Here is a 14,032-nt window from a genome sequence, read left to right on the forward strand (position 1 = left end):
TTCGTTTTTTATTGTATTAATGTTTGTATCAGTTCCAGTCCTACGGATATTTCATGGAAGATCTCCTGTTTCATAGTGGAAAAATCCATATTCTGATGGGTCTTGCCTTCCCAATCGGCCACCATTGAGGCCAGTTTGATCAATCCGGCGGTTCCTGCGGTTCCTTTCAGTTTATGGAGTATTTTTTTCAGCTCATCAGCGTTCTTTTCCGAAGCAGCTGATTGTATATTTTTCTCCGCCTCATTCAGTTCGTTGATAACCAGATTTAAAAATACTCTTTTAAAATCCTCATCATCCCCTGTTTGTTCATTCAGAAGCGTGAGGTCAAGGTAATTTTCGGTTTTTATATTATTTTCGCTTTCTTTAGAATGATTGGAAAGATGCTTCTTCAACATTTCCATAAGGTCAGCCTGGCGTAATGGTTTGGGAAGGAAATCACTCATCCCGGATTCCAGGCATTTTTCTTTTTCACCCAATATCGTTCCTGCCGATACTCCTATAATAGGAATATTTTCATATCCCGGTAACAGGCGGATCTGCCGGGTAGCTTCTATACCATCCATTACCGGCATCTGTACATCCATCAGAATCAGGGAAAATTCCCTTATTTTGCAATGTTCTAAAGCTTCCAGACCGTTGACGGCTTCTGTGAGATGTACCTCAGCAATAAGGGATTTCATCAATTTATGATTAAGCACCATATTGACGGGGTTGTCATCAACCAGTAAGACCTGAAGGTCAGCTACAGATAAAGCAGGTTTTTCTTCTTGTGGAATAATAACCGGTATTGCTTTATCATTATCTTCCACTGCCTTTTGAAGGGTTCTGTATAATTCTTCAGATTTAATAGGCTTTAACAGGAAATGAGAATTTTTCTCCTGACGGAAAGAATTGAGAACATCATGCTCTTCCGAAGACGTATGAAGGATGACCAGCGGCGAAGTCTCATTCTGCTGATTGAATAAATCCTTGATTTTTTCTATCGTTTCCAGACCGGAGATCACCGGCATATGGTAATCCATTAAAATCACATCAAAACGCTCGCCTGCAAGCAGAATCTGCAGAGCTTCCATTCCGTTGGCCGCCAGTGTTGATTCGATATTTTTATAGGCCAGCATGTGTTTAAGAATAGTTCTGTTGGCTTCATTATCATCAACGATCAGAACTTTTTGTATTTTCAGTTCTACATCATCATTGCTCTCAGACATTTCATATGGGAGCTCTACATCAAAGAAAAACATCGATCCTTTCTGTGGAGCGCTGTTCAGCTGAAGATGGGTTCCCATGTATCCTAAAATATTGTTTGAGATGGTAAGTCCAAGTCCTGTTCCTCCGTATCGTTTGCTAATGGAGCTGTTTTCCTGAGTGAATGCATCAAAAATATGCTGTTGCTTTTCTTCCGGAATTCCGATCCCCGTGTCACGGACTGAGAAACGTAGAGAGATCGTTTTATCATTCATGTGAATCTTTTCTACCTTCAGCTCTATTTCTCCCTGCTCTGTAAATTTCACGGCATTTCCAAGAAGGTTAATCAGAATCTGTTTTAACCTGGACTCATCCATCCACATTGTTTTTGGCAGCCCCTGTTCAATATTCAGAAGCAGCTCAATGTTTTTTTTCTGGGATTGATAAAGAACCACGTTAATGACCTGACTGACGACTTCATATACGTTAGATTTTTCAATAAGGAGTTCCATTTTGCCGGATTCTATTTTTGAAAAATCAAGGATATCATTGATAATGGTGAGCAGATTCTCCCCGGACTCATTGATATAATTAAGATACTGTGTCTGCACTTCATTCAATGGTGTCTTCAGTAAAAGATCCGAAAATCCTATCACACCATTCAGTGGGGTACGGATTTCGTGGCTCATATTAGCCAGGAAATCAGATTTTGCCTTACTGGCCATATCAGCCATTTTCTTGGCCTGCTTAAGCTCGTCATTGGTTTTTACCGTCTGGGTGATGTTCTGAACCGATACAATAATTCCTCCGATAATTCCATCGGAAAGATACCATGGGCTTACTTCAATATTATAGTGCTCGAATCCTTTTTCCGTTTCCAGAGTAAAATCTTCATTTTTATAGGCGTTACCTCTAAGAGCATTAAAATATATTTCTTTTCGTTCTTTCGGAACATTGGGTGAAATTTCAAAAATATGTTTTCCTATCAGTTCCAGATGATTCATTGCAAATTCATCCTTCCAGCTGGTGCTTGCGGATAAATAGTTCAGGTCTCTGTCAAACATTGCGACTGCCACAGGAACATATGTCACGAAAGACTGCATCATCGCTTCTTTTCTTTCAAGTTCAAGATAGATGTTCTTAAAGGCATCAATATCCTGAATAATCCCGAATACCCTGTTGCATACCCCTTCTTCAAATTCCGGAATTCCTTTTACCCTTACCCAGATGGTAACACCGTCATGACGTACCAGCTGAAACTCCTCATCATACGGAATCCCTTCTGAAACAGCTCTGTTGAATAAATACTCTACTTTTACGCGGTCTTCATCTTTATAAAAACCCAGCGCATTATTGAAATCCGGCTGAAATTCGGGATCTATTTGATGTATTTCTTTCGTTGTTCGTGACCAGAATACGGAATTATTCTTAAGATTAACCTCCCATCCTCCTACCTGAGCCACATCACTGGTCTGCTCAAGCATTTTCTTGGCATACAGAAGATCTCTTTCCAGTGTCATTCTTTCTGTAACATTCAGGGCGGTACTTACCACGTAAGGCTTACCGTCTTTATTGATTTCCACAAGATTGTGGTACATCCAGATCAGCTCCTCTCCTTCCTTAGTTTTCAGAATCATGGTTCCGAAATCTTCTTCATTTTCATTGATCCGCTTGAGGTAATTTTCCAGCAAAGGCCAGTTCTTCTCGGGAACCAGATCTTTTAAATTCAGCCTTCTTACCTCTTCGGCAGAATAATGTAAGGTTTCTCTTCCTTTTTCATTAACCTCTAGAATATTACCTTCCATATCATGCATGCTCATTAAGCCGATTGCATTCTCGAAGAAACTTCTGAAGCGGCGTTCAGAGCTTTCCAACTGCAGTTTTTCCTCAATATGCTGGGTAATATTGATCCCGAAACAGATAATTTCAGATTGTCCCTGATTTCTTTTGATAGACCATTCAATGATGGTAGTATTCATCCCGCTGATCCTGTTTGAGGTAGTGAAAAACAGTTCTTCATCGGTTTGAAGAGCATTTTCTATATTGACTTTCAATTCAGGGTTTTGTTCCCCCAAAAGGGTTAAAAAATTCAGATCAGCAGCATGGCTACGGTCTATTCTGAAAGCTTTTTCAAAAGCCGAGTTTACATCTTTGAAGGTGAAGTCGTTATCTAAAACACAGATCAGGTTATTGGAAATATCAAAAATCTGTTGAAAATATTCTGCCTGGATATTTTTTCTCCTCCCCATCAACATCTTGGTTACGGCTACCGCTAACTTTTCAAGAGTAGTGATTTGTTCTTCCGATAAAGATTTTGGAACATAATCGAACATACATATGGTTCCCAATGCAAATCCCTCATCATCAATTAATGGAATACCTGCGTAAAAACGAATTCCCCCGGCTATAATCAAAGGATTATTACATGATCTTTCATCCAGCATCGTATCGTTGATGACCACTACCTGTCCGCTGGCAATAGAATACTGACAAAGTGTATTCTGACGATCTACCGTCTCTAAAGAAATACCTACACAGCTTTGTATCACCTGAGTCTGGCTTTCCATAATGGCAATAAGTGAGTTGGCACATCCTGAAACCAAACAGGCAGTTTCTGCAAAAACATCTAATTGGGGCTCCCTGGGAAGACTCAAAAGATCAAACAGTTCCAGTCTTTTAATTCTTTCTTTTTCATTCTCAGGAACCGGATGATTATTCATATTATCAACAATAATTAATTATTAGGTTAAATATACTTAGAAAATTGATATTATAAGTGTTTTTTATAAATATTTAATCCTATATCACCCTATTGAGATTATTTAAAATCCTGCCTTTTTCCTATTCTTCTGATTCTGTTCGTCTTCTGATCTTTCCGGTTGACCATCCGTAATGTCTGATTCACGATGAAATATGACTATCTGAGCTGGTTCTCCGTTTCCATAGGCTCTTTGACGATATAATTTTGTCCTGTCAAAAAGAAAACAGTTATTAAAATCTAATACAACAAAAAAACAATGAAAACAACAATTTCCACGCTGATGTTAGCAGCAGCATTTACAGTAAATATTCCTGTCATAACGCAGGCACAAAGCCTGAAAACTAAAATTGCTACAGCAGAATCTGATACCGGTATCCGCCCTTTTCATATCAATATTCCGCAATCCCAGCTGGAAGATCTTAAAAAACGTATCGCAGAAGCCCGTTTTCCGGATCAGGAAACGGTGAAAGATGCTTCCCAGGGAATCCAGCTAGCTCAGTTAAAGGAACTGGTCAATTATTGGGGAAATGGCTATGACTGGCGGAAAGTAGAGAATAAACTGAATGCTCTTCCTCAGTTTGTTACAAAAATTGACGGGATTGATATTCAGTTTATTCATGTCCGCTCAAAAGAATCCAACGCATTACCGGTAATTCTTACGCACGGCTGGCCGGGTTCTCCTCTGGAATTTATCAATACCATAGAGCCACTGACAGATCCTGTAAAGTACGGAGGTAAAGCAAGTGATGCTTTTGATGTGGTGATACCGGCTATTCCCGGATATGGTTTTTCAGAAATTCCTACTGAGGTGGGCTGGAATCCTGACCGTGTGGCTCGTGCCTGGGATGTACTGATGAAGAGACTTGGATATAAGAAATATGTGTCTGAGGGTGGTGATCATGGTTCTGTAATATCTGATGCTTTAGCTAAACAAGCTCCTTCAGGACTTCTCGGGATTCATCTTACCATGCCGGCAACTATTCCGTCTGAACTGGTAAAGCCTATTAATGCGGGAGATCCTGCGCCCTCAGGTCTTTCTGCTTCGGAGGCTGAGGCTTACCATGCGATGAGTACATTTTTCGGAAGAAATGCTGCCTATGGAGGGATGATGGTGACACGTCCGCAGACAACAGGTTATTTGCTTTCTGATTCTCCGACAGCGTTAGCAGCATTCCTGTACGAGAAAATAGCAGAATGGAGTGAAAGTGATCTCCATCCTGAACATGTAATAGGCCGCGATGCAATTCTGGATGACATTACCCTGTACTGGCTTACGAACACAGGAGCTTCCTCTTCCCGTTTCTATTGGGAAAATAATAAAAATAATTTCAGCGCCGAAGCTCAGAAAACCAAAGACATTAAAGTACCGGTTGCCATTTCTGTATTTCCTCACGAAATCTATCAGGCTCCCGAATCATGGTCGAAACAGGCATATCCTACCCTCTATTATTATCATAAAGCTTCTAAAGGAGGTCATTTTGCTGCATGGGAACAACCACAGATCTTTACCGAAGAACTGAGAGCCGCCTTCAAATCACTAAGATAAAATATTCAAAAAAAATATAGTTTCATCTCAATACTTAAAAATATGGAATTCAGCACAATTCAACAGGTAGAACATACAGAAGTCGTAAAAATCAGCAATGTTTTGTACACGGGTATTGTTCACGTAACAGGCGGGCGCAACGGAGCTGCTCAAAGCAATGACGGTAAACTTGATATTTCACTGACGCCTCCGGGTGCTAAAGGAAACGGGACAAATCCGGAACAATTATTAGCGGCAGGCTGGTCTGCCTGTTTTATAGGAGCAATGCAATTCAATGCAGCCAAGCTGGGAATTTCTCTTCCTCAGAATGTTTCAGCAGATACTTCTATAGATCTGGCTACCAACGAAGATGGTTTTTTCCTGCAGGCGAAGCTGCAGATCAATCTGCCCGGACTTGCAACAGATGACGCCAGAAAAATAGTGGAAATGGCACACCAGACCTGCCCCTACTCCAAGGCGACCCGTGGCAATATCAATATGCAGATTAGCGTGTCAGTGTAAATTTTTAGCATCATATTAATTCAGCTAATCCTTCATTTCTAAAATGGAAATGAAGGATTATTTATATTTAAGGTAATACAAAAGAACAACAAGCTTTCTCTTGTATAAAATAGCCGGCACCTTTACCTTTGCATGAACGAATCTATGCATTCTTTTTATGAAATTTTTTCTCCTGATAGCCATCAATACTTCCATACTCACATTTTCACAGGTGGGAATCCATACAGATCATCCGAAAGCCAGCCTTCATGTGGGTTCTTCTGCAAATTCCGGTGTTAAAGGTATTATTATTCCCAGTATTACTTCAGCTGAAGCTTTTAATATGGCCCTGACTGATGAGCAGAACACTATGTTGGTTTATATTAAGGATGGAAATAAAAATACCACATCAGAGAAGATGAAGTATGTATATTATCCCGGATATTATTATTGGAATCAGGGTTTTTGGATGCCATTAGGATCAGCACTGGTACAGACAAAAGGATCGGTTCAGAATGACGAGTATTCTTCAGCTTTCCGTTTATTTAAAAACATCAACAGCTCCAATTTTGGTCCCCTGGGGTCGAATGCGGTAGATCTGTCCTATGCTTATACGTCTACTAACAGGGGAGCAACAGGAATTAACAGTTTTGCTAGCGGAATTATGAATACTTCTTCCGGGGAAAGATCAGCTGTTTTCGGAGGTTTCAATACAGCATCAGGAAGTAATTCCATGTCATGGGGAGGCAACCTCGTCAGCCAGATCGGGAATACAGCTTCCGGCAGTAATTCTACAGCCTGGGGTCTACAGACAGTAGCAAGCGGTATACTTTCAACAGCTTTCGGAAATAAGACAAGAGCATATAGCGGCTACGAAACGGCCTTGGGAGCATACACTACTTTTTATACTCCTGTTCCTGAAACCTATAATAATCAGTTTACAGAAGCTTATCAGAACACCAACCGGTTGTTGATTGTAGGAAACGGCCTTAGTGGCGCAAACAATGATGCATTTACCATATTAAAAAACGGAAAAGTCGGGGTCGGTATCAATAATTTTGAAACAACAGCCAGTGATTCAAAAGTACAGGTCAAAGGTTCTATTAAGATCAATGCGGAAAGTCCGACATTGGAAACCAATACCTGCAATGCCAATAATCTTGGGAAAATCATTTTTGTGGAAGATAATTTTTATGGCTGTAAATCTACGGGGTGGATACTTTTACATTCATAGTATTTAATGATAACCCTTGTTAATAAAGATAATAAGATTGTATCTTTACCTCTGAAATTCCTAATCACAGAAGGAAGCGAATATTTTTTTAAAGTCTGTTTGTCTTAAAAACAAAATATAATGGAAGAATTTGAAATACCTGTAAAGTATAAAGGAAAAGAGCTTGTTTTCAAAGGGCGACTGGCCACATTCACTTATGGCTACAAACTTTATGTTGATATAGATGGCAATGAAGTTGCATTTGAACGCGATGATGAAGGTAATTTGAGAGCTCTTGTACAGGAAAATTCTTCAAATTCTCCTGTGGATAAAGAACTGATACAATCCATTATTGAAGTATTCCAGGGTCGTTAAGGATAAATAATTCTACCTTCAATATGGGAAAAAATGATTTTCATTTCAGACTATTCAAAAATAACGTAGTTTACTTTATCTACTCCTGTATTACCTGTTTTTTCGTGATAAGCGTACATGACCAGTTCGTAATTACCGGGAGCGTCAATAGAATAACTGCCTTCAAATAAATTGGTAGAAACTAATGACATATCGACATTATGAACAAATTTTCCGTCTTTTTTCAGGATGCCTTTTACCTCAATTTCATCTGAATTCCAGACTCCTCCTTTCTCGATCACACACCCACACATCATCACGATATTAGCCTGAAACCGGAATGGTTTATCCCTGATGGTTTTCAATGAAATATACTGATGCGTTCTGGGTTTCAGAATATCAATAATATATCCCGGGACTTCCAATATAATTCCCTCTCCTAAAATATTTTTGCCGGGAATCAGCCATAATTCTGTACTGATTACTGCTTGTGACTGCTTACTGTTTAACGGAGAAACGACTTCGATATTGACAAAAGTAGGTTCATCGATATTGATTGTGGCCATAAAACCACCAGTCTGGTCATCAGTAATTGCATTTCCCCTTACCTTAGCCGTTTTCATTATCAGATCTGTATTTCCGGTACTTCCTGTTGTATTGCCCTCCGCCAGAATCTGCCGGTTCAGCTTATTTCTGACAATAACATGTGCTCCTCCCAAAGAGGTTCCGATAAATTTAGCATCTCTGGCTTTTGCCCTGATCATGACCTTCGTTTCTGTTGCCGAGATCATCAGGTTGGAGAATAGCAGTGCAGTAATAAAGAGGAGTGTTTTCATAGGTTAATTGATTTTAAATATTCTTGTTTAAACCGGTTATGAAAGGATTCATTTTTCAATTTCTGATCAATATCATCGAGATAAGAAAATAGCGTCAGATCCTCCGAAATAAGCTTCAGGATAGCTTTTTCACAACTATCCCAAACCTGCTCCAGCTGAGGCAGCATATCGATGGCTTTAGGAGATAAGGAGATGATCTGTTTCCGTTTATCTGTTCTATCTTTCTTAGTAATCAGGTATCCTTTGTCTGTCATTTTTTTAACAATGATCACCACGGACGGATGAGAATACCCCAAAGGCTCTGCAATATCTGTAATGGAAATCTCTCCCCTTTTCTGCAACAACATGAAGACCAGATACCAATTGGGTTCTACGTCAATTCCAAATTCTTTATAAAACTTTCTCACATCATGTGACATCCGGTCGCTGATTCTTTTCAGCCTGCTGTCCAACGCCTTATATCCTAAATCCCTGATAAAATCAAAATCCATATTCCTGTTTTTCGTTGTAAATATATAAAAAACACAGTTGACTATATAGTTGACTATATTAATTTTTTAAATAAATATAATTCGCTGATCATAAATCACTTAAACACTAACAATAAGTAAGTAAAATGGTAGTAAGAGAAATTAATTAGGTATTGGTATTTTTTTTAAGCTGCTACTTTTGTTTCTTTCTGTATTCTCCCGGCGTTAATCCCCTGTGTTTTTTAAAAAGCTTGGAAAGATGGCTTTCATCGCTGAACTGAAGTTCATAAGCAATCTCGCTCAATCTGGTGCTGCTGTATTTTAAGTAAGTTTCTACCAGCTTAAGTCTGTAATCTAACAAATATTCCTGGTAAGAAACACCCGTTTGCTGCTTGAAATACTCTCCGAAATAATTCCCGGAAATTCCGAAATGCTCAGATACAGCCTGAATGCCGGTTTTTTCCCTATCTTTTATATGCTGCTGAATGTAAGTGATAATCTTCATAATAGAAAAAGCTTTCCTGTTTTTCTGCAGGTCTGATGTTTCACTTTTAATGATGTTTCGGGCAACAAGGTTCAGCAAAATAGAGATACAATTACGAATAATCAGATAGTCATCAACTTTATTTCCAACCTCTCTTGCGATCTGTACAATCAGGGTGGCCGCAAAAGTTTCGTCATGCTTATCGCGAAAGACACATCCTGCTTTTGCATGGTAATTATTGCTGATATACTGCAATTTATAAAGGTTTTCACAGCTTTCTATACGATCCGCTTCAAGCCGTATTTTATCAATAAACCCGATCGGGCAATGTATGGCAATCAATTTTGCATTTTCACTTTTGAAACAATAGTTTTCGTGCTGCGGAATGATAAACAGCTTTCCCTCCGAAAAACTGATGCGTCTTTCATCATGTACAAGACTTCCCTCTCCTCTTAGGATATAGACGAAAGAGAGGAATGATTTGGTCTTAAAACCAACTTCTTCATTTTGTAACGTTACTTCATTTACCTCAATACCTTCTGAATGCAGACCTATCATTGTACACTGAATTTTCCTCCAAAAGTACAATTTTAACAGAATATAAAGAGGGTAATTTTGTTTTAAAAAAAATGAGTACATATCCGAAACGATGGCAGGCTCTCTACTTCCTGATCGCCGGGGCATTTCTTTCTCCGTTAGATTATTTTATTGTCAATATGGCTTTGCCTTCTATCAAAAATGCCTTTAAGGCCAGTGATCACCAATTGCAAATGGTGGTTGCTATCTACGGACTCACCTATGCCGCCCTTGTGGTATGTGGAGGTCGTCTCGGTGATATTTATGGGCGTAAGAAAGTCTTTACATGGGGATTGTATACTTTTTTGTTCTCTTCTCTTGCCTGTGCATTTTCGACAAATATCACATGGTTGATTATCTCCCGGCTGTTTCAGGGGTTGGGAGCTTCTCTTCTGGCTCCTCAGGTGCTGGCTTCTATAAAGGTTTTATTTAGCAGTAAAGAACAACCTAAAGCCGTAAGTTTTTTCAGTTCTGTATTCGGATTGGCTTCAGTAATCGGCCAACTGCTCGGGGGTGTTCTTCTCAGTATGCATTGGGGGCATTTTTCGTGGGAACTTGTGTTTCTTGTGAATGTTCCGATAACTGTCATCTGCATTTTAGGAATCCATTTTACCATGGAAAATAGTCCAAAAGAGGAAAAAGCGGGAATCGATTTTATCGGCTCATTCTTGTTGGTTGTTGCCTTGCTGATGTTGATCTGCCCGCTTATTTTCGGACAAAAATATCAATGGGCGTGGTGGATTTTTGGAATAATGCTGGTTGGTTTTGTGGTATTACTGATTTTCTTAAGGTATGAAATGACTCTGCTTACCAAAGGAAAAACTTTCCTGATTGACCCGACTTTATTACAGTACAAACCTTTTGCACTAAGTCTGCTGATGATTTTTCTTTATAATTTTACAGCCGGCTTATTTATCTGCTATCCGTACTATTTGCAGCAGTTTTTGCATCAGAACTCCATGCAGACAGGGCTGGCTATAGTTCCGTATGGACTGGCCTTTTTCCTTGGACCATTAACCATATCGAGGATGAAACTGGATTCCCACAAACTGATTAATATCGGACTGGGATTGTTAATTAGTGGTTTTGTATTCAGTGCATTAGCTTTCTTTTTTCAGCAAAAACCTTCCTTTATTACTCATATCACTTTATTTATCTCAGGATTAGGGCATGGAACGATGATGCCGGTTATGATGCGTACTGCTATTTCCTTCATTTCTAAAGATAAAGCAGGGCAAGCCTCCGGATTGATCAGCATTGGAATACAGATAGGAAGCGTGACAGGCGGAGCGATAATTGGCACATTATTTTTCAATATGATTGAAATTGTAGAATTCTACGAAGCATTTGCATTAGCCATTTCATTAATAGGAATGGTACAGGCCATCGGGATATGGGCCAATTTCAGGTTAAAAAAATATATCCTTCAGCTTTCTTCCAACAAGTAAAATATTTATAAATTTAAATCTATGAACAGCAAAGAAAAAATGACCCGGGAAATAACAGAATTCCATCAGGATATCGAAAAGTGGTTTCAGGGAAGATCTGAAGACCGTGAGGCTCTTTATCAAAAACTCCTTTCAGGGTTTTTGCCTGAATTTAAAATGATCAACGGAAATGGTGATACGGTTACATTGGCTGCGTTTTCCGACTGGCTTCCCACGGTATACGGGAAATTTCCTGAACGTAAAGTGTATGTCGAAAATATAGAAGTTGAGCATTCCGATCACCATGGACTGGCCACTTATACAGAAATTCAGATGACGGGAAATACATCCAACAAAAGACAGTCTTCCGCTGTTTTTCTTTTGAATCCGGAAAGAGCCTTGTGGTTGCATCTGGTAGAAAACTGGATATAATTACTTTTTACTCAAACCACTACAATAATAAAGCTATCTCTGAAGGTAGCTTTATTATTTTGTCTATTAATCTTTAATTTTAAAAATATCCATCTGTCTTGCCATAATCGACAGCAATATTCCAAAACAGGCAAAAAGTCCGTAAGAATACCTGAGATCGAAAGCCTCAGCAATATATCCGATCAATGGAGGGCCTATCAAAAATCCTAAAAATGAAATACTGGAAACGAAAGAAAGGGCAATACTGGGAGCCACTGTATTCACCTTGCCAATAGTACTGTAGATGGAAGGCACACTTAAAGAGCCTCCCAGACCGATAATCATAAATGCAATGATACAAACCCATAGTTCGGGAAAGAAAACACTGAGGAAAAGACCACAACTCATAAGGATACCACAGCATTGTAAAACGAATCTTTTCCCATATTTTTCAATAATACGGTTCCCTACAAAACGACCTAAAGTCATCATTAAAATAAAACTCGTATATCCAAGGATTACAAGCTTTTCCGGCGCTTTTACAACAGTCTGAAAATACACTCCGCTCCAGTCAAACATCGCACCTTCTATTGCCATACTTAAAAACCCTATGATACCCAACCCAACCAATGTAGGATTGACAGCTTTAAAAATTGATTGCTTTTGCGGTTCAACCTTATGAATAATATGGGTAAGATGATTTTTACTGTACCACCATAATCCCGACACAAGAATAAAACTGAATATAAAATGATACAGCGTATCTATATTCAACGTAATCATCAGTAAACCGATAAGGGCTCCCGTCAGCCCTGCAAAACACCAGGCTCCGTGGTACGATGACAACAGTGTTCTTTGGGTAAGAGATTCTATTTCAATAGCCTGAGTATTGATCGCTATATTGCATAGGTTTCCTGATACCCCGAAGAAAAACAAAACAACGGCCAGCACCCAGTATGATGGTGATAAACCAATCAGTAAAAGGCAAAGAGGATAGAGCAAAAAGCATCTCCTAATCACCCAACTGCTTCCTTTTATGCTGATCAGCTTTCCGGCTAACGCCATTGTTGAAAGCTGACCTATGGGCATTAAAAGCAAAAGTGTTCCCAGCTGTGCCTCATTGATGGAAAGCGCTTCTTTAATGATAGGGATCCGGCTGGCCCATGAAGAAAAAACGAGCCCGTGGGCAAAAAAAAGTAAAAAACAGGCTGCAGGCATTTTCGTATTGTACGATTCTCTATCTTGCATTATAACAACATTTAATAAAATTTATCCGGCAAAGGTAGTTACAGTGACCTAATAAAATATATTCCATTTTTGTCATTTTATATTCCATTTTAAACAATGTATTCCAAAAGAAAAAGTAAGTGCCTACATTTGCCTTCAATTAATTAAAGCGATATTCAAAGTTCAGCTGATCTCAGAAAATTACCAGTCTTGGCCATGTTAGATATTAAACCAAATTTTGAAGGACTATATATTGAAAAGTATACAACAAATACGGTGTCCGGGTTTCAGCAAAGTGCCCATAAACTGAATAAGCTTGTACTGTGCTTTGTATCAAAAGGTGAAATAAGCATCAGAAGCAATGGCTGCGATTTTGAGGTTAAAAAGAGTTCAGTCATGATGTTGCTTCCGGACACGGATGTGACAGATATTTCTTACACGAACGATCTTGATTTTACCGTATTTTTTATTTCATTAGACTTCATCAGTACTTACAGTTTTCTAACCGTACTTCTGGCCAGTGACGAAATCAGATTTCATCCGGTTATTCAGACAGGGAATACTTCGGGAAGACTCATTGGGTCAACGATCAAATTAATTGAGGATTATCATTCTAAAACTGAAGACGAAAGCACACCGGAATCTGTACAGTACCTTTTGTATGCATTACTGGAATTGGTTTCGAAACTTTATCTTCCTGTCATAAAGAATAACAGCCTGCTGCAAACCAGAAGTCAGGATATTGTAGAGCATTTTTTCAAATTGCTTAATGAGCATGGGCATTTGCAGAGGAGTGTTATTTTTTATTCTGATCAGCTTCACCTTTCACCTCAATATTTAAGCAGTTTTATCAAAAAAGAAACAGGTAAACCGATTAAACAGTGGATCAGCTACCAGGTGATCAAATATGCTAAAGAACTTCTGAAAACAACTTCTCTCTCTATTAAAGAAGTCAGCAACCGGCTGCAATTTGTAGACTCTTCCCTTTTTTGCAGATATTTCAGACGATGCACAGGAATAACGGCCAATACGTATCGCGAAAACTATCGTATTAAGAAATAA

General features: G+C 38.9%; 12 protein-coding genes. 7 read left to right on the forward strand and 5 right to left on the reverse strand.

Annotation, left to right across the window (positions count from 1 at the left end):
• Positions 1–8: 8 nt before the first annotated feature.
• Positions 9–3,905 carry a response regulator gene (locus M030_RS0120810; protein ID WP_027375165.1) on the reverse strand — a complete coding sequence of 1,299 codons (3,897 nt, stop codon included), beginning with the start codon at positions 3,903–3,905 and terminating at the stop codon, positions 9–11.
• A 297-nt stretch (positions 3,906–4,202) separates the two neighbouring features.
• Here M030_RS0120810 and M030_RS0120815 point away from each other — a divergent pair, with 297 nt between their 5' ends.
• The 4 genes from M030_RS0120815 to M030_RS0120830 all read left to right on the forward strand — a co-directional run bounded on the left by M030_RS0120815 (position 4,203) and on the right by M030_RS0120830 (position 7,560).
• The gene (locus M030_RS0120815) at positions 4,203–5,492 is read left to right on the forward strand and encodes an epoxide hydrolase family protein (protein WP_027375166.1); all 1,290 of its coding nucleotides are present in this window, start codon (positions 4,203–4,205) and stop codon (positions 5,490–5,492) included.
• 42 nt (positions 5,493–5,534) lie between these two features.
• Positions 5,535–5,993: an organic hydroperoxide resistance protein gene (locus tag M030_RS0120820; RefSeq protein ID WP_051585203.1), complete on the forward strand. Its 459-nt coding sequence runs from the start codon at positions 5,535–5,537 to the stop codon at positions 5,991–5,993.
• 157 nt (positions 5,994–6,150) lie between these two features.
• Positions 6,151–7,206: a hypothetical protein gene (locus tag M030_RS0120825; protein ID WP_027375168.1), complete on the forward strand. Its 1,056-nt coding sequence runs from the start codon at positions 6,151–6,153 to the stop codon at positions 7,204–7,206.
• A gap of 120 nt (positions 7,207–7,326) precedes the next feature.
• The gene (locus tag M030_RS0120830; RefSeq protein ID WP_027375169.1) at positions 7,327–7,560 is read left to right on the forward strand and encodes a hypothetical protein; all 234 of its coding nucleotides are present in this window, start codon (positions 7,327–7,329) and stop codon (positions 7,558–7,560) included.
• Between the two features lie 50 nt (positions 7,561–7,610).
• Here the strand turns inward: M030_RS0120830 and M030_RS0120835 are convergent, their stop codons facing one another.
• The 3 genes from M030_RS0120835 to M030_RS0120845 all read right to left on the reverse strand — a co-directional run bounded on the left by M030_RS0120835 (position 7,611) and on the right by M030_RS0120845 (position 9,887).
• Positions 7,611–8,375 carry a hypothetical protein gene (locus M030_RS0120835; RefSeq protein WP_027375170.1) on the reverse strand — a complete coding sequence of 255 codons (765 nt, stop codon included), beginning with the start codon at positions 8,373–8,375 and terminating at the stop codon, positions 7,611–7,613.
• A complete protein-coding gene (locus tag M030_RS0120840) occupies positions 8,372–8,866 on the reverse strand; it encodes a MarR family winged helix-turn-helix transcriptional regulator (protein WP_027375171.1) in 495 nt (164 codons plus the stop codon). Before M030_RS0120840 ends, M030_RS0120835 begins: the two co-directional genes overlap by 4 nt.
• 172 nt (positions 8,867–9,038) lie before the next feature.
• Entirely contained in the window at positions 9,039–9,887 is an 849-nt protein-coding gene (locus M030_RS0120845) for an AraC family transcriptional regulator (RefSeq protein ID WP_027375172.1), read from the reverse strand.
• A gap of 71 nt (positions 9,888–9,958) precedes the next feature.
• Between M030_RS0120845 and M030_RS0120850 the strand changes: the two genes are divergently transcribed.
• Positions 9,959–11,353 (forward strand): MFS transporter, encoded by a 1,395-nt coding sequence (locus M030_RS0120850; protein ID WP_027375173.1) that lies wholly within the window; start codon positions 9,959–9,961, stop codon positions 11,351–11,353.
• 21 nt (positions 11,354–11,374) lie between these two features.
• A complete protein-coding gene (locus M030_RS0120855; RefSeq protein WP_027375174.1) occupies positions 11,375–11,764 on the forward strand; it encodes a hypothetical protein in 390 nt (129 codons plus the stop codon).
• Positions 11,765–11,830: 66 nt separating this feature from the next.
• On the opposite strand, the gene M030_RS0120860 is transcribed toward M030_RS0120855, so the two are convergent.
• Positions 11,831–12,991 carry an MFS transporter gene (locus M030_RS0120860; RefSeq protein ID WP_027375175.1) on the reverse strand — a complete coding sequence of 387 codons (1,161 nt, stop codon included), beginning with the start codon at positions 12,989–12,991 and terminating at the stop codon, positions 11,831–11,833.
• Positions 12,992–13,186: 195 nt separating this feature from the next.
• Between M030_RS0120860 and M030_RS24675 the strand changes: the two genes are divergently transcribed.
• Positions 13,187–14,032 (forward strand): helix-turn-helix domain-containing protein, encoded by an 846-nt coding sequence (locus tag M030_RS24675; RefSeq protein ID WP_051585204.1) that lies wholly within the window; start codon positions 13,187–13,189, stop codon positions 14,030–14,032.

The organism is Chryseobacterium sp. UNC8MFCol (assembly GCF_000482305.1).
Classification (GTDB): domain Bacteria; phylum Bacteroidota; class Bacteroidia; order Flavobacteriales; family Weeksellaceae; genus Chryseobacterium; species Chryseobacterium indologenes.

Excerpts from the sequence above, each read along its gene's own strand:
- M030_RS0120820 (WP_051585203.1), top strand. The coding sequence starts at position 5,535 with ATGGAATTCAGCACAATTCAACAGGTAGAACATACAGAAGTCGTAAAA.
- M030_RS24675 (WP_051585204.1), top strand. The coding sequence starts at position 13,187 with ATGTTAGATATTAAACCAAATTTTGAAGGACTATATATTGAAAAGTAT.
- M030_RS0120850 (WP_027375173.1), top strand. The coding sequence starts at position 9,959 with ATGAGTACATATCCGAAACGATGGCAGGCTCTCTACTTCCTGATCGCC.
- M030_RS0120810 (WP_027375165.1), bottom strand. The coding sequence starts at position 3,905 with ATGAATAATCATCCGGTTCCTGAGAATGAAAAAGAAAGAATTAAAAGA.
- M030_RS0120830 (WP_027375169.1), top strand. The coding sequence starts at position 7,327 with ATGGAAGAATTTGAAATACCTGTAAAGTATAAAGGAAAAGAGCTTGTT.
- M030_RS0120845 (WP_027375172.1), bottom strand. The coding sequence starts at position 9,887 with ATGATAGGTCTGCATTCAGAAGGTATTGAGGTAAATGAAGTAACGTTA.
- M030_RS0120815 (WP_027375166.1), top strand. The coding sequence starts at position 4,203 with ATGAAAACAACAATTTCCACGCTGATGTTAGCAGCAGCATTTACAGTA.
- M030_RS0120860 (WP_027375175.1), bottom strand. The coding sequence starts at position 12,991 with ATGCAAGATAGAGAATCGTACAATACGAAAATGCCTGCAGCCTGTTTT.
- M030_RS0120825 (WP_027375168.1), top strand. The coding sequence starts at position 6,151 with ATGAAATTTTTTCTCCTGATAGCCATCAATACTTCCATACTCACATTT.
- M030_RS0120840 (WP_027375171.1), bottom strand. The coding sequence starts at position 8,866 with ATGGATTTTGATTTTATCAGGGATTTAGGATATAAGGCGTTGGACAGC.
- M030_RS0120855 (WP_027375174.1), top strand. The coding sequence starts at position 11,375 with ATGAACAGCAAAGAAAAAATGACCCGGGAAATAACAGAATTCCATCAG.
- M030_RS0120835 (WP_027375170.1), bottom strand. The coding sequence starts at position 8,375 with ATGAAAACACTCCTCTTTATTACTGCACTGCTATTCTCCAACCTGATG.